The sequence below is a fragment of the Bacillus sp. S/N-304-OC-R1 genome (genome assembly GCF_019749375.1).
Taxonomy (GTDB): Bacteria; Bacillota; Bacilli; order Bacillales; family Cytobacillaceae; genus Cytobacillus.
The window spans coordinates 18,762-41,596 of record NZ_JACWFE010000002.1; the positions used below are offsets into that span (position 1 = coordinate 18,762).

Here is a 22,835-nt window from a genome sequence, read left to right on the forward strand (position 1 = left end):
TTGCATTGGCGCAGATAGAACCATCTCAATCCATAGCCATAGCAGCAAAGCACAAAAGGCCTTTTTTTCGATCCTCTTTCTTTAAGAATTATTTAGCAGTTGCAGCAGGGGTTGTGATTATCATGATTGTCCTGCTTTCGATTTTTGCTCCAATTGTTGCTCCGTATGGTCCAAATGATCAAGATTTATCCTTGTCTTTGCAGCCTGCATCAGGGGAGCACCTATTTGGTACTGATAAGCAGGGAAGGGATATTTTTAGCCGGGTAATCTTCGGCGCTAGAACTACTCTTCTTGGTGCTGTGTTTGTTGTTGGGATTGCGACAGTTATTGGTGTTCCTTTAGGGTTGATTGCCGGGTATTACGGCGGCCGAATTGATAGTCTAATAACGAGAGCATTTGATGTTATATTGGCTTTTCCTGCATTGCTTCTTGCATTCATTATCGTTGCGGTATTTGGAAGAGGCTTAGAAAATGCTGTTATCGCGCTGGGGATTGTTTACATTCCTATGATTGCGAGAGTGGTAAGATCCGTTACCCTCGTACAAAAGGAACAAACTTATGTGGAGGCAGCACGTAATTTAGGTTTCTCGAACCTTCGTATAATTTTTATTCATATATTACCAAATTGTATTTCGCCTATAGTCGTACAGTGCACTATTGATTTAGCCTATGCCATTCTGGATTTAGCTGCGATGAGCTTTCTTGGATTAGGTGTTCAGCCTCCGACAGCTGACTGGGGTGCAATGCTAGAGGAAGGCAGACAGTATCTTCTCATTTCTCCAAACACTGCTTTGGCATCAGGTTTTGCCATTATGATAACGGTTATTGCCTTTAATCTATTTGGCGATGGTCTACAACAGCATTTTGATCCAAAGCAGAGAAAGGTGTAATTAACCTTTTCATTCGGAACAGCTTATTGATGATTGGAGGAATAAGAATGACGAAGCTTATCGAGGTTAAGAATTTATCAACAAAATTTAAAACGGAGAGAGGTCTAGCCCATGCGGTTCGATTTGTTAATTTTTCGATTGAACGAGGCGAAACTATGGGACTTGTCGGAGAGAGCGGCAGCGGGAAAAGTGTAACGGCAAAGTCCATAATGAAACTAATTGATTTTAGCAGAGCTTCTATTACGGGCGAAATCCAGTTAGATGGCATTGATATACTATCGAAAAAAGAAAAAGAAATGCAGCATATCAGAGGGAATATTGTTTCGATGATTTTTCAGGATCCTATGACCTCGTTGAATCCATTGTTGACTGTTGGAGAACAAATTGCAGAAGTATTTCGTTATCATAAAAAATTAAATAAAAAGCAGGCAAAAGAAGAATCGATTAAATTGCTATCGCTTGTCGGTATTCCCTCGCCAGAAAATCGATATAGCCAATATCCTCATGAATTTAGCGGAGGGATGCTGCAAAGATTAATGATCGCAATTGCCTTGGCGTGTAAGCCCAAGCTTTTGATCGCTGATGAGCCTACGACAGCATTGGACGTAACCATTCAAGCCCAAATTCTTCGGATCATTAAACAATTGCAACGGGAATTTAATATGGGCGTATTAATGATTACTCATGATCTTGGGGTAGTAGCTGAAGTGTGTGATAAAGTATCTGTCATGTATGCGGGAGAAATTATTGAAAGCGGTGATGTAAATACGATATTTGAGTCATCGATGCATCCATATACACTTGGCCTCATTGCCTCAATTCCAAAATTAGGGGGAAGATCGAAAACGTTACAGCCAATCGAAGGAAGCCCGCCTGATTTACATTTGGAGCTTAAGGGCTGTGCTTTTGCGCCGCGTTGTCAGTATAAAACGGATGTATGTGAAAGGGAGGCACCATCCTTGCGCTCTATGAAAGATGGGCATTTAGTTTCTTGTCATCATGCCGAGAACCTAATTTCGGAAAGAGGTGCAGTCGTATGACGGAGACGCTTTTAAAGGTTGAAAATGTGAAAAAGTATTTTCCTACGGGGAAGCGGAATTTTCTCGGTAAGCATACGCAAATTTTAAAGGCTGTTGATGATGTTTCGTTTACCATTCAAAAGGGTGAAATCTTTGGTCTTGTTGGGGAAAGTGGATGTGGAAAGTCGACATTAGGACGCTGTATTACAAGAATCGTTGAGCCAAGTGAAGGGAAAGTCATATACGATAATGAGGACATTACTTCTGCAGATTCTAAAAGGTTAAAGTTATTGCGCCGGCAAATGCAAATGGTTTTTCAAAATCCGCATTCATCATTAAATCCTCGCAGGACTATTAGACAAACCTTTATGGAAGTGCTAAAGGTTCATCAGCTTGCAAGTGGTAAAGAACAGAAGCGGATGGAGGAGATTTTAGAGAAGGTTGGTTTACCCGTAGATGCTTTGGACCGTCATCCCCATGAATTTAGCGGCGGGCAGCTGCAAAGGATTGTTATTGCACGTGCTCTGCTTGTAGAACCTGAATTTATTATGGCAGATGAACCAGTTTCGGCTCTTGATGTATCCATTCAAGCTCAAATCCTAAATTTATTGGTACAGCTAAAGGATGAATTAAATTTAACAATTCTCTTTGTTGCTCATGATCTTAGCGTCGTTGAACATATAAGTGACCGGGTTGGAGTTATGTACCTTGGGCAAATAGTGGAAATGGCGGAAGTAGAGGAATTATATCAAAATACCTTGCATCCTTATACAAAAGCCTTGATGGCTGCAATCCCTATTCCCGACCCTAAGGCAAAAAAGGAAGATTTAATCCTTGAGGGTGACTTGCCGAGCCCAATTGATTTACCAGCTGGCTGCCGCTTTGCGAGCCGGTGCAGTGAGTGTATGGACATTTGTAAGAATGAAAGTCCCGCTTTAAGAGAGGTAAAACCAGGACATTTAGTTGCCTGCCATTTATATAACGAATAGGAGGGTATTTTAAATGTATAAAGTAATACCGATGACAAGACTGGGTCTTGCAACATATCAGGGAAAGCTTTCAAACGTTTATAAGCAGATTAATAGAATGCTATATAAGGGTGAAGAAGTATACCGCGTTCAGAAAAAGGCAAAGTGTGCAACAGAGCAATTTCCAGAAGGACATTTTATTTATCCCGGCAGCTTTATTGTAAAAGGAGAAGCTGTGTTAGAGGGGGTAAAATCAGATACCTTAAAGGATGGGATGGTACATGAAGCTGAGCGTCTTTTACTAAAATCTAAAATTGCTTTTTTAGATGGAATGAACTGCGCTCCGTTTTGTTCAGAGCCGTTTATTCAATTTTTTAATGCTTATGGACTTAAGGTTGATATTATTTCTGATCAGGATGTGAGGTCTGGAATTTTAAAAGATTATGAAATTCTAATTGTTCCGGGAGGACCAGATGCGGGGGAGTCGTATTATGAGGGATTAGGGGAACTCGGCTTTAATGAAATCAAGTCCTTTGTTGAAGATGGCGGCTTATATCTTGGTTCGTGTGCAGGGAGTTATTTTCCGCTTTCTGCGATGAAGGATACACTAGCCCACGATGTATGGCTCAATATGCTGCCGGTTACAGATTTGAGCGGGTTGGATTACTGGCGAACAGGGACTGGTTTTGTACGCGTTGAGATTGAAGATCCTGGACATCCTGTAACCTTCGGATTAGCAATGGGGAGTCCTAGTACGGTTGATATGATTTATTGGGAAGGTCCAGCATTTGAAATCCTGCATTTAGAAAATATCCAAGTTATAGCACGATATAAGGATTTTATTGCATCAGGAAAAGAACTGCCATCCTGGAGCTTGGAAAATAATCCAATCGCAATTGAAGCGATGAAGTGGTCGAACCCACTTACGAAAGAAAGATTTAAGAAACATTTAGAAGGTTCCCCTGCTATTATTGAAGGCACTTATGGAAAGGGACATATGGTTCTCATATCTCCGCATGCCGAATTTGGAGACTGCGGAACAGAGCATGCAATGGCAGACAACACACACTATCAACTATTAATGAACAGCCTATATTACTTATCGGGGATAAAAGGTGAATAGGGAAAGAGCAGCGAATTATTGGGACATTGGGACGTGTTTCTTGTCCCATAAATTTTAAGGTGATGGTGGAATAAGGGGCACTTCCCCTATGTTCCACTCCATTTATCGATTTAGGGGGAGGAATTTTTATAATGGTAGTGTTAAGTCGAGAAAAAGGGATTATTTATGATTTTAACAAAAATCACAAACCAGTTATGTCGGTGCCTTCAGGTACTACACTGGAAATTGAGACATACGATTGTTTTAAGGATCAGATCGAATCTAGTGAGACAGCTGTTACAGAAATTGACTGGAATCAGATTAACCCAGCGACAGGGCCTATCTTCGTAGAGGGAGCGATGCCTGGTGATGTGTTAAAAGTAAAAATTGAAAAGCTAGAGGTTGGGAATCAAGGGGTTATGGTAGTTGGACCAAATTTGGGTGTAATGGGGCATCGAATTGGCAAGATGGAGTCCAAAATAATCCCTATACGAGATGGAAAGGCTATATTTAACGAGATTGAGATTCCAATGAACACGATGATTGGGGTCATTGGGGTTGCGCCAGAGGGAGACGGTGTCAATTGTGGTACTCCAGGGCCACACGGCGGCAACATGGATAACAAGATGATTACAGAGGGTGCTACACTATACTTCCCCGTCTTTGTAGAAGGGGCTTTATTTGGATTAGGTGATTTCCACGCTGCCATGGGAGATGGAGAAATTAGTGTATCTGGTATTGAGGTTCCTGGTAAGGCTACAGTCACTTTGGAGGTTCAAAAAGGGGTAAAGCTTCAACACCCAATGCTTGAAAATGAAGAGGTTGTCACACAAATCGTCTCCGCAGAAACACTAGACCAGGCAGTAAAACTGGCAACTGAAGAAATGGTCGATCGACTCGTAGACAAAACAGGTATGCCTATAAGTGAAGTAACTATGCTATTAAGTGCTGCTGGCCAAGCAGAAATCTGCCAAGTTGTTGATCCCCTCATCACAGCGCGATTTGTTGTACCTAAATGGCTGTTACGGCAATTGAAGGTTGATCTTATTTAATTGGGATAGGGGACGTAGTACTATGTCCCAAAATCGTGTTTATTGGAGCAGAGTGAAGTAATGTTCATAAATAGTAGGGGATGTTAAGAAACGAATATGCATTCCATAAAATTTTTTACTATGTACTAAAAACCTTTATCTCTTCTGCTAGTAAGAGATTTGAAACAAATTTAACCTCTCATTGCGGGAGGTTATTTTTGTTTTAATTTGCCTACTTCCATATGGCTAGTAGCACTCTTTAAGGTCTGTTTATTTCTTGGTGACATCCACATTAACATTATTGAAGAGTAAGCCTTGTAAAGTGCTTTTTCACTAATAATATGGGAGAATTGGGAATAAAGGTCACTTTCTATTGGAAGTGGTTATTACTTAGAATGAGATAAGAAGCTATAAGGCGATGGTTGAAGTATTTTGTGAGGACCCTGTAATTTTTTTTATCTAGGAGTGTGAATGATGAAATTATTAAAATTTTTAATTGTGACGTTTATTTTATTAGGCGGAATTGGTTATGGTGTTTATCACTTTGGTACAAAGATTGCATCAGAAAAGCTAGTCTCAACGATTTCCACTGAGCTTGAAAATAGTGGAGAATTAGAGAATATCAAAAAAACGATTGAAAGCGACCCCCAGCTCAAATCATTTGTAGAGGAGGCAAAAACAGCCGATAACAGCAAATTGCCATTTACAACAAAAGAAGAGGCTACAAAAGTGCTTATCAAAAAGGTCGGTATTTCAGAACTAAATGATATTCGGGTACAAGTCCAAAAAGGAACCATTTCTAAAGAAGAAATCATTCAAGAAATGGAAGGCAAACTAACAGATGAAGAAATTATGGCCTTGAAAGTTATAGCTTATAAAGAGCTTTATAAATAGAGAGGGACAGATAAACTGTGCCAAAAACAATCTAAAATAGGATAAAAAAACGAAAAGAGGCGTAGGGATGAATAAGGGATTTACGTCTGTGGGCTGCTTTTTCATTGGTATTGCAGCTTTTTTGTACGCGTCTAAGCATATGACAGCTGCCATTATGTCTTCCTATATAAATACACCGCAGGTTACCTATTTTAAAGGGGCCCATAAATTAATTGGATTTGGAATGACATTCTGGATAGCGGCTTCCTTTTTGGCAGGAATAATCTTTTTTGTTGTTGGGATAGCGCCTGCTATCCAAGGACTATTTCGGGTGAAAGGGATAAAGACACCAATTGATAAAGATTTGCATTAACTAATTTAGCCCCCATATATATTATGGGGGCTAAATTAGTTAAGATAGAGTCCATTAATTTTTTGTAAGGGAATTTTACATGGACTATGTAACCTTTTTACTCAAAAGAAACTGGTGATCCTGTTGAAGTATGCTCGTTTACCCAGTTGAGAGAAAGTTGGGAGATCCCCTGCCAATCTGGTATCTGTGATTTATGCTGTTCTACCCAGCTCATGCAATATTGCGGGTCGATCCCTTGCTCAAGGCACTGTTCTAAGAAGTCCTTTATGCTGGTTTCCGTGCAATTCTCCCATGATCTAAATGTATGTTGAAAAATTTTCTCCATTTTATTTTGAATAGAGTGGTCGTTTGTACTAGACATTGGTGGTATCCTCCTTAATGAAAAAATCGATACTGCTAACAAACAGTTTGTCCAGATGCTGTTTATTTATGTTTTTAGGTAAGATACTTAATTGTTTATTGTATGAAGGAAATTATTAAAATTGTATCTTTAGATATATTGCCTACATATTATTTCCGCATAGAAAAAGAGCATTCAATCAAAACTAGTTTGGTCTAAAACCTACCGCTTTTGGAATACTAATACCGCAGCTAGAAAAACAATTGGAGGTATTTTCATGGATGAAAGACCAATCGAAGTAACAGGGGATGAGCTGGACGAGCGTAATACGATAACCGGTCCGGATAAAGGGAAGGCATCGTTTCCTAGACGTCCTCAGAATGTAGAAATTCAAAAGGAACGCAAACACCCCCATGCTTAGGTATCCGCTTGGATGAGATGGGGATTATGGCCTATTGCTCAGGAGCAACTATCTTTACGAATTGTAAGGACAGTTGCTTTTTTCTATTAATGAGGCCGTTTGTTACCCTTGAAAAATATTTTTTCTCCCCTATTAAATATTTTATCAGTATACCGATTACATTAAAGTGATATGAATCTTATATTGGGGGAAAACAAACAGATGAAGAAAACAAAAAGTATAGCGTGGAGATTGTCAGGGTTAATAATAGGACTCTTCTTACTATTATTCCTGCTATCTTCCATTGTGACGAATGTTAAGTTATATAATAAAAGCATTCAAGATGCCGAGCTGAATGCGAATGAACATACGCTAGTTTATGCCTCTGAAATAGCGCTTCATTTTAATGAAACAAGAGAGACATTAACAACAAGCAAGTATTCGCTAGAAGCACTAATAAGAGAGGGTACATTAACTCCGCAAGATGCAATGAATTTGATAAAAAATGTGGTAGCTGAGAATAAAGAAATTATTGGTATGGGGCTTATTTTAGAAAAAGGGGTTTTATCTGACATTTCTTCTGTTGATCCAATGTTGGTGGATAAGCAGCAGCGTTTTATTCCGTATATGTTCAAGAAAGGCGGCGACATTGGTATCCAACCGATTCTAGGCTATGATTCAGAAGAAAACGGACAGTGGTATATTGTTCCCAAACGAGAGAAGAAGATGATTTTGACAGAGCCTTTAGAATATAAAGTAGGAGATCAGGAGATTAGTATGACTACGATGGCTGTTCCCTTGCTTTCGAAGGATAATCAATTTTTAGGGGTATTGACAGCTGCCTTTTCGGTAGATTATTTAAATGAATTAGTCATGAATATGAAGCCTGATGGTGGCTTTGCAAGCATTATTACAGATGAAGGAACTGTAGTGGCCAATAGTATAAATCCGAAATTGGTTGGTACCAATATGGCTGATGCCGTCGATTGGAAAAACATTAAATTAGGCTTATTGGAAGGAAAACCAGCTAATTTTTATATTGAATCTAAGCAATTAAAGGAGCAGGCATTTAATGTCATTGCGCCTGTTTCAATAGATGGATTTGATGAAGTCTGGTCCGTGCAGACGGTTATTACAAAGTCAACGATTCTTAAAACCTTTAATTCTATTGTTATGTTGACCATTGCAGCCGGCATCGTTATGATCTTGCTAATGGCGTTTGTTTCATCTATGTTTATCCATCGCCAGTTAAAGCCATTGACTTATTTAAGAAAAGCAATGGAAGTTGCAGCATCTGGTGATCTAACAAATAAAGTAGATGAATCCAAGCTGCGCAGAGATGAAATTGGAACGGTGGCAATTGCGTTTAATGATATGTTAGAAAAAACGAACGCTGCCATTCATACGGTCAGACACTCGTCAATTCATTTAAATCAATCCTCTAATGAAGTGTTTCATACTTTCGAGGAAGTTTCTGCCTCTAGTGAAGAGGTAGCGTCGGCAGTAGAAGAAATTGCACAGGGAGCTTCACAGCAATCAGCGGACGCGGAGCATACAAACCAGCGAATGACTGAATTGGCCGGCCAAATTGATTTGCTTTCTAACCTGTCGAATGAAATGAACCAATTATCACATGAGGCAAGACAATCGACTCTAAAAGGAATAGAACAGGTCAACCAGCTACGCGAACATAATGGAGCTACAAATGAAATGAATGAAAAGGTTCAGCAGCAAATTCAGACACTTTCACAAAAAATTGCTGATATCGATGCGATTATCACTTCGATTAATGAGATTACAGCGCAAACGAACCTGCTTGCATTAAATGCCAGCATTGAAGCTGCCCGTGCCGGGGAACATGGGAAAGGCTTTGCTGTTGTAGCGGAAGAAGTAAGAAAGCTTGCTGAGGAATCGAAAAGAGAAACAGATATTATCCAGAAGACGGTTCAGGAAATCCTGGATGAATCTCAGCAGACGGTTGCACTGATTAATGAGAACATGAAATTGATGGAAGTGAATAATCAGTCTGTCTCTAACACAGAGTCTTCGTTCAAACATAATGCTCTAATTGCTAAACAGCTCGGTGAATATGTTGTGCAGTTATCTCAGAAATTAACGGACATGAACAATCAAAAAGAACAAGCGGTTGAGGCGATTCAAAGCGTATCCGCTATATCAGAAGAAACCGCTGCATCCGCTGAACAAGTCAGCGCGTCCGCAGCCCAGCAGCAAACCGAAATGGAAAGAGCCGCCAAGCTAACCGAAAAAATGAACAATATTGCAGGAGAACTGCAGGAGGTTGTGAATCGGTTTAAATTATAAATTGGGACAGGTAATTCGCCAAACGACAATGTTAAAAACGGAAAAATTGAATGTAAATAAAGTTTGCAGCCAAGGTCCTTGGCTGTTTTTATTTTGAAATAAGAGCAATCGTTTCAGTTTTATAAATAAAAATAGCGTGGATGAAAGCCCAATTGAACTGGCTGATACAAAGAAAAGACCTAACTTTCAAAAGGTCTCTAAACGTTAAAGTCTAATAGAACGAAACAGCTTGTTCTAAGATATCCGCTTAGGTGAAGGAAGCATGGTTAATGCTGTGCTTTTTGGGTTAACCTGCAGAAGGGATAAAGGGAGAGCAATCCTAATTCTTGTGTATTAATTAGAAACACATAAATTCTCAGTGCATGAAGCTGATAAAGGAAAAGGGGAGCAAGGGCCATCTTGCTTCCCTGAACCATATTTATTTTAATTTAAATTATTGTTATCGAGCAGCATATTGGCAATGCCTACCCAATCGTTAATCGATATCTCACCATTGTCATTCAAATCGGAGTTCCATTTTGCTTGTGCATTCGGAGTGGACTTATGCAGTATAAATCTCGCAACCAATTGCCAATCGTTAATATCTACATCTCCATCTAAATCTGCGTCACCTTTTAACCCAAGGGTTACAAAAACAGTATAGGTTTTTACTGTTACCCCATCTTCCGCAGCTACTGTCACTTCGATTTTGTTTAATCCGGGCTTTAGTGTTACAGAAGGAGGAGATGGAACAACAACCCCATTTACCTTTAAAGCCATTGTCGCTTTCATATCTGATTGGAATCCTTTAACATCTACTTCATACCTTGTTGGATTATTCAAAGCATAGGTAAAGGTTGTTTCTCCATTAGCAAGGCCATTTGAAAAGTCTACAATAGGTGTCTCTTGATCATTAAGTGATAGATGGCCTAAATTTGCATCTGAGCTCTTTGGGGCTTCTTTTGTAACTGAAATCGTATAAGTTTTGCTTGAATTGCCACTCTCTGATGTAACCACAATTGTGACCTCTGTGTTGATCCCATCAAAAATTACCGGGAAGCTTGTCTGACTGTTTGTAAGTGCATTTCCATTACCTGTAATAGTTGACCTGCTATAATCGACTATTGGAGTGACAGTGAAACTAGTTAACTGCATATCTCTAGGGATTGTAACCGTGTAATTTAGGTTATCCTTATTAAAAGTCTCATTTAATATTAGACCTTCCGATAGGGTTAGTCCTCTTAAATCTGCATTATTATTTTTTTCGATTGAAATTTTTGCTGAGCTGTTCGAGTATTGACTAGCTTTACCGTTAATATCTGAAACTTCAATTCCAGATAAATTTACTAGAGCATCTTGTCCTCCAGCAACCCCATCTTTTACCTTAAATTCTAATACAGCAACCTCACCATCAGTGATAGATGCATTGTTTGACGTTCCCCCAAGAGTAAGGATATCACCGTTTTCTTGTGGATCCGAATTGCCTAAGATTAACCCTGTATTATGAACGGTGGAATTTTTGATTCCGATAAACTCTAAATTATTGGTATCGAAACCAATGTTAAATTTAATCGCTACAGGCTCGTTTCCGTTGGATAAAACAACTGGAATATCAACTGCTTCTCCAGCTTGGGCTGTTTTATCGATTATGTTTAATTTTCCTGCTGTAATATTATTCGTACCGGATGCATCTGATGGGTCGCTATCTAGAATCCATGTGCCATTGCCTTTATCAATTACCGTAAATGTATAGGATCCAAGACCCTCACTAGTAATAACTGAAGAGAAATCATAGCTTTTCTGTGACGAATTCACTGCTTGTCCTATAGGAACGCCATTTTTATATAACTGAACAATATAAGGGCCAGCGCCGCCATCAGTCCATTTGGCGATATTGCCCTTCCATGATAAATTGCTAACTATAGGCAGCTTTATAATTTCTATTTCATTTGAAGCCTCTGAAACTGGCCCATCGGTGTATGTCGTACCATTTCCTTTTGCCTGAACAGTTACTTTGTATAGTCCAGGTCCCGCACTTTGAATTTCATTAATTAAGTTAATGTTTGATTCAATTGTATCGATGCTAGACCCTATTGGAGTACCGTTTTTATACAATTGCACATTATAACCAGTTGCATGGGTTACTGCTGTCCATTCCGCAGCTACTGATAGGGCTAAACTAGGAGTTAGAACTTTTTCCAATGGCATTGGTGGATCAACCGGAACAACCGGAACAATTGGATCATCCACATCAATATTTAGGATATCAATTGATAACATATATGCTTCTTCATCTTTCAGACTAATTCTTAGTTCATCAATATTATTCCATGTATTTTCATTAAAGGTAACCTTTGTACCAGAAGAATTTTCAGGTATTTTTAATGTTTTTTCAGCTCCTGGAACAAAGGTATTATCCTTGTACCCTGTTACTATTAAGTCATTGATATTATTAAACTGAAAGTTATTAATGGTGAATGCATTTAATTTAAATGCACCTTTAGCTGATTTAATGGAGGCAATTGATTTACCTACAAAAGGTTCACCTTCTAACATAATCCCATTATTAAAAGAACTAGGACCTATAGTGGTACCATCCATAGTTAAAGATCCATTCATGTCTATTATTGAAAATTGCCAATCCCCTGAAGTACATGGATTCATAGGTTTCTTTTTATTATGATCATAACAGTCAGATTCTAATGAGGTAAAATCGGCAGGCGTTTCCCCCTCCACTGCTTCAACCGGTTTTTGCGGTATCATCCCTAAAACCATCATCATAATTGCTATGCAAATCAATAATTTACTTTGTTTCATTCTCATCTTCCATTCTAGTTTAGTGTCTTTCTATCTATTGCTCTAACAATCTATTAGCCAACGAAACCCAATCCCCTAAGGAAATTTCCCCATCATCATTAAGGTCAGAATTCCATTTGGCTTGTACACTTGGTGTCTTTTTCCCGACGATAAAATGTGACATGGCGACCCAGTCATTCAAATCTATTTTTCCATTCACGTCTGCATCGCCTTTAAGGCCGACTATAAGGTTAACTGTATAGGTCGTTTTTGTACCATCTTCAGCAGTAACGATAATGTCAATTTTATTTTTTCCTGGAACAGGAATAATCGCTTCAGAAGCGGATGTATCGTTTAACTTATAACTAATTGTTGCCTTGTTGTCTGCCTTGATTGCTGTTATTTCAATAGGTTCATTCGGCGGGGTAAGAAGTTTACTAGAATACGTTAATGTATTTGGTGAAAACTTCTCATTGAAAACAACGCCTGACAGAGAGAGTTGGCTTAAATTTGCATTAGTATTTTTCTTAATCGTAAAAGTCGCTGACTGTTCGGAGTAATTCTTTTCCAGACCCGATTTATCTGCCATTTTAATTTTATTTAAGGTTGCTTGAAGTATTTCATCACTTGAAAGGTTGTCGTCAACTTCAAATTGCAAAATCGCCACTTCGCCATTTTCAATCTCCTTATTACTCGAACTTCCAACAAGAACCCTGGTTATTCCATTACTTTGCATATGTGACTCAATTGTTAGCTCATTATTTATAATCGAATTTTGTACTCCTTTAAACGCAAGGGCAGAAGAAGATTGAACGTCAAACTGTAAAGCTACAGGTTTTATATCACTTTCTAATAAAAGAGGAACGGTAATGGTTTGTCCCGCTTGAACAGCCTGGCTTTCCATGTATAGACCTTTATTCACTGACGGTTCCTCATTTTTAACTGCCACAGAGATTGGATTAATCTCATCATCTGTGAATAGTAGGTTTGCAGCTTTTGTTGAATCAATTGTGAGCGGTTGGCTTACATGTCCATTTTTGACCTTTAAGGTTACTTCAAAAAGCTGTGTATCCGCTGAAATCAGGTTGTTTCCTCCTGACTCATCTACCCACATAGCACGAATCCACCCCTCATTGTTACTATAGCGGGAGTCAAAACAGGAGGAATCGCTGTTATAGCATTGGCTCCCACTTGTTCCGTAGTTTGGGGTTACAGCTATTACCTCTACATCCGCCGGATTAAAATCTAGCTGCATATTATAGGCGGCAACATTTTTACTAACGTTATGAAGAGCTACTGGAACGGTAACTTGTTCGTATGTTTGTACATGGCCACTGCCAATGAATACTTCCATAGAATTATTGTTTATCGCTAAGGCTTTGAAGGGGGATTGACTTAAACCAACACTTATCAGCAAAATAGCTAGAAGACATTTTGCATATTTATGAAAAGACATCTTAGGCTTCACCTCATTTATTCCAAAGTATGACTGCCAAAATAATTGAATAATTGACTGCCTGAATGCGATTCCCACTCATTAGTGTGATATTGTTTATTTCCGGCTTTAATACCTGATTTACGTACCATTGTTTGTCCCTTTGGCAAAATATCAGTCGTTCCGCTTGGATTTCCGACAAGGTCGATCACGTTACCTGCTTCATCCTTTAACACTAATGCGGTAATGACTTCGTCAAAATAATATTCATGATTAAAGTATGGTGCATTTGTTTTATCCATAAGCTCGTAAAAACGGCCATCAATAGTAATATTCATTCCGCCTTTGAGTAGCATGATGGAAACAACACTCTTATTTCCCTTTGATGGATTATATTGATGAACCTCCAATTTATAATTAGAAGGTACCCAGATTCCGCTTGTTTCTGGGAGATAAACCTCAATCCCCGTCTCATTATTTCCGCCATTCAAGAATTCGGAGATCAATAAATTAGGTACCGGATTCACTGTTTTAAAATTCCAGCCGCTATCATCTGAAAACCCGATAAATTCCGATCCATCCTCATCTGCAAAAGCTCCAGGTTCAATTACAATCGAATATTGGCTGTTATGGGCAAGACCAGGATTTTTAATCGTTACTTTGTTTTGATCGATAAACACATACTGTGTGTCATTAGCATGATACTGGGCTATGACATTGCCAGTTTTCACGATTTTGATCAGCTTATTTGTCGGAGTCACATTTTTATTAAAAGTAATTGTAAAATCATCGGTATGACTCGCTTCAACCTGATCATCCTGTGGTGATAATGACTCTAAGATCAGAGGGGTAGACTGAACAGCTGTAATGAGATTGCTTGCTGCACTGATGACTGTTTTCCCTTGTTTTATTCCTTTGCTTGCAATAGGTGTCACTTCAAAAAATACGTATTTGTCTTTATCTAAGTCTGTTAATGTGTATGTCAGTTGCGTTGCTCCACTAATTTGTTCCTTATCAGAACCATCAGCGTTTGATCCGCGATACCATTGGAACAGGCTATGTCCTTCAGGGTCGCTTTCTATATCGCTATACTGGTAAGAGCCAGTTACTACTTCGCCAACTCTGCTTGTCCCATTAACCTTCGCATTTTGTGCGACGGGAGCGTCATTTATATCTTCAAGCTTAATATAATATTCATCAAAGCTTGGTTGATAATTTGGACCAGCAAGAAAAATATCCTTTAATTTGATCGCATCATTACGAGTAATGGCGCCATCTTTATCAATATCATATTTAATCTTTTCTTCCTCACTAACTGTTATTCTTCCACTAATAATCTGATTAATAAATAGAATATCAGCAGAGGTGATCACACCATCCCCATCTCCGTCGCCCATTCTATCAACTTGGATATGGAATGTTTCGATTATAGTGTTTCCCGCTGAATTTTCTGCCTCAATTTTAATGGTGGATTTTCCACTAGAATGAACGATTAGGTGAAGGTTTTGTCCGCTCATTTCAACAGCAGCGGCTCCATTGTTACTGGAATCTGCATGGACTATGCTTAAGCTTCCTGCGATTTGAAAATGCCCGTGTAAATCAATACTTATTGTGTCATCATTGACAGCAAGCTTTGACTTTGCCCATTCCATATTAGGAGCAAATGTGATATTCGGCGGGGGGGTTATATTTTCAGCATATTTTATATCGCTTCCCTCTATATTTCCTAACAAAATGGTTGAAACTAATGCTCCGCATGTCATTGCTAGAAATCCTCTCTTCACGAAAGGAAATAAAGTTTTCCTCACTTTCTCACATCCTTTATACTTTTAGGTATTTCTTACTAGTAGTTTAGCAACTCATTCTCAACAAATTCTGCACAAATAGACATAAGACGACAAAAAACAAAAAACTAACTCCCAAAAAAATGCGGAGTTAGCTTTCTTTAAAATTTTTAATTTAATAGCATATTTGCAATTAACACCCAGTCGCCAATGCCTACGTTATTGTCATGGTTTATATCTGCATTCCATTTCGCTTGAGAGCTTGGCTTCTTTTTATTTAAAATAAAGCGTGCGGTTTCTTGCCAATCGAAAATATCGACATCCCCATCGACATCGGCATCTCCTTTGAGCCCAACTGTTATCATGACAGTATATGTTTTTACTGTTCCATCTTCTGCAGTAACAATTACTTCGACTTTATTTTTACCTGGGCTTAACTCTAATGTGTCTGTAGATTGTTCGTCATTTAGTTTATAAGCTACCTGAGCTTTGCTGTCTGACTTTGTTGCTGTGAGTGTTACTGGGCCTGCAGGGGGCTGGGTTATATTTGCTTCGTAATTTAATTTCTCTTTATCAAAGAATTCAGTTAAACTAATTTGGTCTGAAAAGCTTAATGCACTTAGATCGGCATTGGAGCTTGCTTCATAAGCTGTTTCGTTTACAGTAATTGTGTAGGTTTTTTTGGTTCCATTCGCAGCGGTCACTAATACAGAAATAGTAGTCGAACCATCGGGATCAAGGGTTACTTCCTGACTTTCTGAATTTATATTATTAATGCTAATTGATGCATTCGGATCTGTTGCGGTTGCATGAACGTTCACTTTTTCAGTGCCATATGGAACAGCTGCAAAATAATTTTCTTTATCTGATGCAAAAGGCTCTGTAAATGCAAATGGTGAAATTGTTAAATTCGATAAGGCTGCATCCGAGCTTCTCTCATTTTCCCATTTTGCGTACAAGGTAATATCACCGTTTACGGCAGTATTAAAATCAAACTCTGTTGTGTATTCATTATCTTTGTACCAGCCGGCAAAAGAATACCCTTCTTTTATTGGATCTTCTGGTTTACTTACTTTTCTATCTTCCTGAATAAGTTGAGAATCGATTGAACTGCCACCGTCAACTTCAAAATGTACATTATAGCTGTTCACGACTTGGACAGCACCATTTATTACATCTGAATGGATATCTTTTATATCAAAATCATTAAAATTAAGGTTTTCTTTTTTACTTTTATCAACAGTCATGAAAGAATTCCCTAGTTCAGCACCGAGTTTAACCTTAACTTTAATCTTAAATAACTCTGTTTCATTCGTTATGAGGGAATCCTCATCAAAAATATCAACCCATCCAGCTTTAAACCAATTTTCTTCCTTTGGAATATTTGAGTAAAAGCCTAAATCATCAGGACTATTCGGAATAATCTTCAATATTTCTAGAACAGCAGGGTCATAATCTATTTGAATTCCATATGACCCTATTCCTGTAGGAGGGGTATTGATTGAAACTGGAATTTCTCCTGTAAGTCCTTTGCCAATTTTAACATTGCCAATGGTTACGATGATACCGGGTACAGACACCTCACTATGGGTTGTTACCTGTTTCATTGAATAAGCACTTTTATTCCCGGACTGATCTTTAACGATTACGTTAAAATAATAGGTTGTGTTTGGGGATAGGCTAGTAACATCAAAGCTTGAGATATCTTTCGTAAATCCACTTCCTAACAATATCCCGTTTTCTTCAATATTTGAAATGGTATCAATATTATTGCTATCAGATTGATAGACTTGATATTCTAAGTCACTTTGAGCTGTAATGCCATCAGTTGCCTTTGCCCAGATCAATTTCGCACCTGATGCAGTAATGTCTGCTGAAGAAATCTCACCGCCGTTTCCTGCAGTTGGTGCTGTTGAGTCTGCAACAACTGGTTCAGAAACAATTAAATCGTCAAAATCCAGCTTAATTGTTTCATTCGCATAAATTCGAAACTCATCAATATTTTGCCAAGCAGGATCATTTGATACATCTACTGTGTAAAAACTACCTGTTGGGGGACTAAAGGTCTTTTCAGCCCCATCTACCAGGTTTCCTATAAGATATCCTACTATTCGATAGTTATTTGGGGTACTATTCCGTTCGATGACCTGAAATGAATTAAGCTTGAATGCGCCTGTGTTGGACTGAACACGACCGTACTCACTTGCTGAAGCCTGAAAATTCCCCAAAAATAACAAGTCATTCGTAAAATTAGGACTTACCTTTCTGATTTGAGTCCTAGGCGCCCCCCCAACGGTACTAACCATACTAAACGTCCAATCATTTATGATCTGAGGTGATGAAATGCCTGTTCCTGTCGATACGCTATCAAAGTCCTCACTCAGCGGTGTCGTTGCTGCGTAAGCTGATGTTGAGTCAAAAAATAATTGTACTGGTGTGACAATAGTTAAGACTATACTAAACAAAGTCAACCATATTACCACTTTCCAAGATGACTTTCCTTTTCTCATATCAATCTCCCTCTAAACATTGTAATAATAAAACAATTTCTAATTAATAATTCCTCAGAAAAGCGGTGAATGTTGGTCCTGGGTTATTCTGTAGCCCCTACAGTTTAAAGCAGAGGGAAGGAGGAACCCTGTCCCTCTGGTTTCCCCTTAAATCTCAGGAAAAGTGTTATTCAGTAACAAGTTGGCAATTCCAACTATTCACTAAGGGGAATTTTATTAACGTCATTTAGGTCTGCATTCCATTTTGCTTGTGCATTAGATATAGCTTTTTTTAGTTTGGCTACTAGTTGCCAGTAAAAGTTGATGTCGACATCGCCATCTGCGTCGGCGTTACCCTTTAATAACTTAGTTATCGTAATTGTAAGCATCACCTGAATACTGGGGCAGCTTTGTTTGATCAATGGGCAACGAGTCTTTATTCTTTCACATCCTCTGAATATATTCTCAATAAAAATTCCTGCATTATTGGAATACAATAGACTTTTAGGAATTCTTTACTAGTAGCCTAGCACCTGATTCTCAACAAATTCTTAACAGAGGAAGCAAAAAAACCGCACCCACGCTTTTTCCTCAGGAGTAAAAAAATAAACTATCCTAGATACCGAAAGTTATTGATAGCCACCCCGAATGGACATAAAATCAAAATATCGACCTAGAGTTCGGTGAGAAACATCATTTTTAAATATGTATGGTAAGGAAGCAAAAGAACTGTCCCCGTGTTTCCCGCCATGGTTAGGAAGTATATATGAACATAAAGCACTATAAGTTCTTAATTTTGATTGTTATTTTACTTATTGCATTAAGCGGTTATCAATATTTTTTTCATCAGGATAAAGTCATTGAGGTTAAGGCTATCGATGGAGTTTTAGACTTGCGCCAATACGAATTAACAGAACTTGGACCAATTAAGTTGGACGGGGAGTGGGAGTTTGTTCCGGGCAAGCTTGTTAAACCTGAGGAGTTTGATCAACAGAATGTTCATACAGTTCCCGTGCCATCCCTGTGGAAAAATTACAGCCTAGAAGGGAAGGAAGTTCCTAGGCATATGAAAGGTACATATCGGCTGAAAATTTTAGTCAGTCATCCTAATCAAATCTTTGGTGTTAAGACAAGCAATATTCGCATGTCAAACACAGTTTACGTGGATGGGAAACTGGTGGGACAGAGTGGGATGCCGGATGAGAAGCGAACCTATGTACAGCATAATATCCCTTATGTTGCGTATTTTTCCCCTAAGGGTAAAGAAATTGAAGTACTTGTGCATGTGGCTAATTTTGATTATGCCTCTGGAGGGGGAATTATTAGTTCCATCTTTTTCGGGGACCAAGCAGGGATTGGATCCATGAGGGAAAACGCTCTTGCTTATGATTGGGTAACCATTGCAGCTTTTTCAACTATGTTTATTTATTTTTTAGGGACTTATTTTCATGCGAGAATTAGGATTGAGCAGTTGTACTTTGCTTTGTTTTGTTTTGCCAATGCTTTATATACGTTATGCCACGGGGAGAAAGTTTTTCTTTCTGTTTTTCCCAATACTCCATATGAAATCTTTGAGAGACTGCAATCTATTTCCAGCATTATTATCGGTCTATTTATGCTGTTGTATTTCTATCAAGAAATGAAAGATTTTGCCCACAGAAAAATTGCAAAAGCATTATACATAACAGGCATTACGCTGAGCTTCACGTCTCTACTGCCTGTATCTATTAATTCTACCTTGCAAATCTATTACTCTATCTATATTTTTCTAGTGTTCGTTTTTATTTTTTATATCGAAATTATTGCCATCAATAGGCGTGCTAAAGGGGCCATTTATCTTTTAATGAGTTCAATGGCCATATTTGTTTATTTCATTGTTGGCACACTAAATGTCATGGTAAATGTGGAGCTTACCCTTCTGCCGCCTTTGCTGCCGTTTATTTGTTTAGCTATGCTGTCCTTGTTTATCTCCGGCCGATTTACAGATTCCTATTTAGAAAAAGAGGAATTAACAACGGCATTAATGAAGGTAGATAAATTAAAGGATGAGGTACTAGCGAAGACCTCTCACGAATTTCGAACGCCTCTGCATGGGATCATCTCTATTTCACAATCCCTGCTGGATAAAAGGACAGACGCTTTGACAGATGAGCAGAGGGAAAAGATGACGTTAATTGTTAATATTGCAAGGCGTTTGTCTCTTCTAGTTAATGATATTTTAGACTTTTCAAAATTAAAGGAACGCGAACTAAAGCTTCATATAACTGCAGTTGATTTATTTTCATCCACACATATGATTGTTGAAACATTTGCTTATATGTTGAAAAAGGAAGTAAAGATTTTTAATAAAATTGAACGTGGCCAGACAGTTCTTGCAGATGAGGAAAGACTTAGACAAATATTATACAACGTGATTGAGAATGCGATTAAATACACATCACACGGCTATGTAGAAATAAGCAGCTATGCACAAGGAGAAAGTATTGTGATCCAAATTAGCGACACTGGTGTAGGGATTCCTCCTGATAATATGGGGACCTTATTTGAACCATTTCGGCAATTTGAAAATTCAGTTGGCGGTACAGGGTTAGGGCTTAGTGTAACGAAGGAGCTTGTAGATCTGCTAGGTGGCTCCATCTCTGTTCAATCAACGGTTGGAGAAGGTACTAGCTTTTTTATTACACTTCCTAAGTCGGGAAGAAAGACATCCGAAAAGGAGAAGAGAGATCAGCTCTCCCTTCAATTAGCCATTCCATATGTAGTGGAGAAAACCGGCAAGAAAAAGATTATTGTGGCAGATGATGATCATGTCAATCTAAAAGTGTTAATTGATACATTAGCAGATGAGGAATACTTCATTATCGCAGTTGACAGCGGCGAGGCAGTATTGAGTCAATTACAAAAACATCGAGATGCAGACATAATGATCTTAGATATTATGATGCCTGGAATGTCGGGGTATGAAGTCTGTAAGCTGTTAAGGAAATCCTATCTTCCTTCTGAGCTTCCGGTCCTCATGCTAACCGCAGCCGTTCGCCCAGAGGATATGGTTGCTGCATTTCAATCAGGTGCCAATGATTTTCTTCATAAGCCACTAGATTCTTCTGAGTTAAAGACGAGAATTCGGAACCTTTTATTAATGAAGGAATCTGCACAGACTGCAACGAAGATGGAAATGGCCTTTTTACAGGCTCAGATTAAGCCGCACTTTATTTATAATGTACTAAATTCCATCCTCTCACTGAGCTACATAGATTTGGATAAAGCCCGTTCCATGATTACGGATTTTGCTCAGTTCTTAAGAGGAAGCTTTTCATTTGAGAATACGAATATGCTTGTGCCGCTGGAAAAGGAACTTTCACTTGTGCAATCCTATGTTAATATTCACAGGGTGCGGTTTCCGAATCAGCTAAATTGGGAAATTAGAATGGAGGCGGAAATAAACAGTTTGATTCCGCCATTATTGCTGCAGCCCATCGTAGAAAATGCCATTCTTCATGGCCTAAGTCAAAAGCATGCTGGCGGAAAGGTAACCCTGAGCGTGAAAGAGGAAAAGGGAATGGCTATTATTCAGATTACCGACAATGGAAAAGGCTTATCCCAAGAAGAGATACACCAACTGATATCAGGGGAACAGAATGAAAGACAAGGAGTGGCTATTCATAATATTATAAGACGGTTAAAGTATTATGAGGATGCTTCCATTCACTATTATAGTGTGGAAGGAGTCGGCACTACTGTAGAAATAAAATTTCCGCTTAATCCAGTTTCAATGGGGAGAAAACAGGGAGAGGTGCAATCGTGCTGAAAGCTACATTAATAGACGATGAAATACTAGGATTAACTTTATTGGAGGCCATGTTAAAAGAAATAGAAGGCATAGAAATAGCGGGAAAATTTATGAATCCGTTAGACGGTTTAAAGGAAATAGAAATTGTAAAACCCGATGTTGTTTTCTTAGATATAGAAATGAATGAAATGAACGGAATTAAAGTAGCTGAACAATTAGAAACGATTGCAGAGCAAACAGAAATAGTATTTGTGTCTGCCTATGATCAATATGCTCTTGATGCCTTTAATGTGCGTGCCACAGATTACATCCTGAAGCCTATTGAAAAAAAAAGATTGGAGAAAACGGTAGAAAGAGTTCGGCAAAGAAAGAATCAAGGTAATTCATTGCCTAAAGGAGAATCCTTTTTCAAAGCTCATCTTCTAGGAAACTTTTCATTTAAATCGGGGAATGAGCTAGTAAAATGGAGGACCAAAAAAGTGAAAGAACTCTGTGCCTATCTTATATACTGTCAGAAGCCTGTACATAAGGATAATATTATGGAGGAGCTTTGGCCTGAGCAATCATTGGAAAGAAAAACGGCTATGCTGCACACGACAGTATATTATCTTCGCAAGGAATTAAAAAGCCGCGGCTTTCCCGAAGGAATTAAGTATGAGGATGAAAGATATTCACTTGTCATCGAGTTAGATTATGATGTTAAAGATCTAAACAGTCTCTTAAATAAAGCAGCTGATGCAAATCAGGATATAGATAAATTGTTAACTTGCTATAAGGGAGATTTTCTAGCTGAGGAGGATTATCCTTGGTCTACTGGCGAAAGGGAAAACCTGAAAAGAAGGGTTTCACAAATTTTAAAAGGTTATATTGACAAGGTGCGGCCATCAGGAACTGTTAATAGGGAAGTATTCATAGCACTAGAAAAGCTAATCGAAATAGAGCCTTGGGAAGAGCAATATATAATTGATTTAATCGAATTGTATATCTCCCAGGGAAAAGGGCGAGAAGCATTATCTATCTATGAACACAACAAAACAGAGCTATCTAAACTTTTAAAGGAGGAGTCCCATAGAAAATTGAAAAACCTAATTGACATAAATAGATAATTTCAAAACCCGCTTTCTATTGATAGAGAGAGGGTTTTTTGTTGTATTGTGATGAAAATTGTTGAGAATTTGTCGAGATGCAACTACTACAATAAAAACAAATGATTTCATGCAAGTGAATTTTTCAAAGAGAAGGAG

Annotated in this window: 15 protein-coding genes and 2 pseudogenes; 12 read left to right on the forward strand and 5 right to left on the reverse strand. The window is 38.4% G+C overall.

Features of this window, described 5'->3' with window-relative positions; genetic code table 11:
* The first annotated feature begins 5 nt into the window (after positions 1-5).
* The 7 genes from H0173_RS04125 to H0173_RS04155 all read left to right on the forward strand — a co-directional run bounded on the left by H0173_RS04125 (position 6) and on the right by H0173_RS04155 (position 6,256).
* Positions 6-890: an ABC transporter permease gene (locus tag H0173_RS04125; RefSeq protein WP_260631022.1), complete on the forward strand. Its 885-nt coding sequence runs from the start codon at positions 6-8 to the stop codon at positions 888-890.
* A gap of 47 nt (positions 891-937) precedes the next feature.
* The gene (locus tag H0173_RS04130; RefSeq protein WP_221844883.1) at positions 938-1,930 is read left to right on the forward strand and encodes an ABC transporter ATP-binding protein; all 993 of its coding nucleotides are present in this window, start codon (positions 938-940) and stop codon (positions 1,928-1,930) included.
* Positions 1,927-2,898, forward strand: a complete 972-nt coding sequence (locus H0173_RS04135) for an ABC transporter ATP-binding protein (protein WP_221844885.1) — start codon at positions 1,927-1,929, stop codon at positions 2,896-2,898. The genes H0173_RS04130 and H0173_RS04135 overlap by 4 nt, the downstream gene beginning before the upstream one ends.
* A 13-nt stretch (positions 2,899-2,911) precedes the next feature.
* Positions 2,912-4,000: a BPL-N domain-containing protein gene (locus tag H0173_RS04140; protein ID WP_221844887.1), complete on the forward strand. Its 1,089-nt coding sequence runs from the start codon at positions 2,912-2,914 to the stop codon at positions 3,998-4,000.
* Between the two features lie 131 nt (positions 4,001-4,131).
* Positions 4,132-5,031, forward strand: a complete 900-nt coding sequence (locus tag H0173_RS04145) for an acetamidase/formamidase family protein (RefSeq protein ID WP_221844889.1) — start codon at positions 4,132-4,134, stop codon at positions 5,029-5,031.
* Between the two features lie 453 nt (positions 5,032-5,484).
* Complete coding sequence (locus H0173_RS04150; RefSeq protein WP_221844898.1) at positions 5,485-5,904, forward strand: hypothetical protein; 420 nt, start codon at positions 5,485-5,487, stop codon at positions 5,902-5,904.
* A gap of 67 nt (positions 5,905-5,971) precedes the next feature.
* Positions 5,972-6,256 carry a hypothetical protein gene (locus H0173_RS04155; RefSeq protein ID WP_221844900.1) on the forward strand — a complete coding sequence of 95 codons (285 nt, stop codon included), beginning with the start codon at positions 5,972-5,974 and terminating at the stop codon, positions 6,254-6,256.
* Positions 6,257-6,353: 97 nt separating this feature from the next.
* Here the strand turns inward: H0173_RS04155 and H0173_RS04160 are convergent, their stop codons facing one another.
* Positions 6,354-6,617: a hypothetical protein gene (locus tag H0173_RS04160; RefSeq protein ID WP_221844902.1), complete on the reverse strand. Its 264-nt coding sequence runs from the start codon at positions 6,615-6,617 to the stop codon at positions 6,354-6,356.
* A gap of 256 nt (positions 6,618-6,873) precedes the next feature.
* Here H0173_RS04160 and H0173_RS04165 point away from each other — a divergent pair, with 256 nt between their 5' ends.
* The 3 genes and pseudogenes from H0173_RS04165 to H0173_RS22875 all read left to right on the forward strand — a co-directional run.
* Positions 6,874-7,017 carry a hypothetical protein gene (locus H0173_RS04165; RefSeq protein ID WP_221844904.1) on the forward strand — a complete coding sequence of 48 codons (144 nt, stop codon included), beginning with the start codon at positions 6,874-6,876 and terminating at the stop codon, positions 7,015-7,017.
* A 468-nt stretch (positions 7,018-7,485) separates the two neighbouring features.
* Positions 7,486-8,370: pseudogene (locus H0173_RS22615) on the forward strand (PDC sensor domain-containing protein); the annotation flags it as partial.
* A 393-nt stretch (positions 8,371-8,763) separates the two neighbouring features.
* Positions 8,764-9,318: pseudogene (locus H0173_RS22875) on the forward strand (methyl-accepting chemotaxis protein); the annotation flags it as partial.
* 423 nt (positions 9,319-9,741) lie between these two features.
* On the opposite strand, the gene H0173_RS04175 reads toward H0173_RS22875, so the two are convergent.
* The 4 genes from H0173_RS04175 to H0173_RS04190 form a co-directional block, all read right to left on the reverse strand.
* A complete protein-coding gene (locus H0173_RS04175) occupies positions 9,742-12,114 on the reverse strand; it encodes a cadherin-like beta sandwich domain-containing protein (protein ID WP_221844908.1) in 2,373 nt (790 codons plus the stop codon).
* Positions 12,115-12,148: 34 nt separating this feature from the next.
* A complete protein-coding gene (locus tag H0173_RS04180) occupies positions 12,149-13,549 on the reverse strand; it encodes a cohesin domain-containing protein (protein ID WP_221844910.1) in 1,401 nt (466 codons plus the stop codon).
* A gap of 17 nt (positions 13,550-13,566) precedes the next feature.
* Entirely contained in the window at positions 13,567-15,336 is a 1,770-nt protein-coding gene (locus tag H0173_RS04185; protein ID WP_221844912.1) for a dockerin type I domain-containing protein, read from the reverse strand.
* A 146-nt stretch (positions 15,337-15,482) separates the two neighbouring features.
* A complete protein-coding gene (locus tag H0173_RS04190; protein WP_221844915.1) occupies positions 15,483-17,822 on the reverse strand; it encodes a cadherin-like beta sandwich domain-containing protein in 2,340 nt (779 codons plus the stop codon).
* A 745-nt stretch (positions 17,823-18,567) separates the two neighbouring features.
* Between H0173_RS04190 and H0173_RS04195 the strand changes: the two genes are divergently transcribed.
* Both H0173_RS04195 and H0173_RS04200 read left to right on the forward strand, forming a co-directional pair.
* Positions 18,568-21,609, forward strand: a complete 3,042-nt coding sequence (locus H0173_RS04195; RefSeq protein ID WP_221844917.1) for a hybrid sensor histidine kinase/response regulator — start codon at positions 18,568-18,570, stop codon at positions 21,607-21,609.
* Entirely contained in the window at positions 21,603-22,697 is a 1,095-nt protein-coding gene (locus H0173_RS04200) for a response regulator (RefSeq protein WP_221844919.1), read from the forward strand. Before H0173_RS04195 ends, H0173_RS04200 begins: the two co-directional genes overlap by 7 nt.
* Positions 22,698-22,835: the final 138 nt, after the last annotated feature.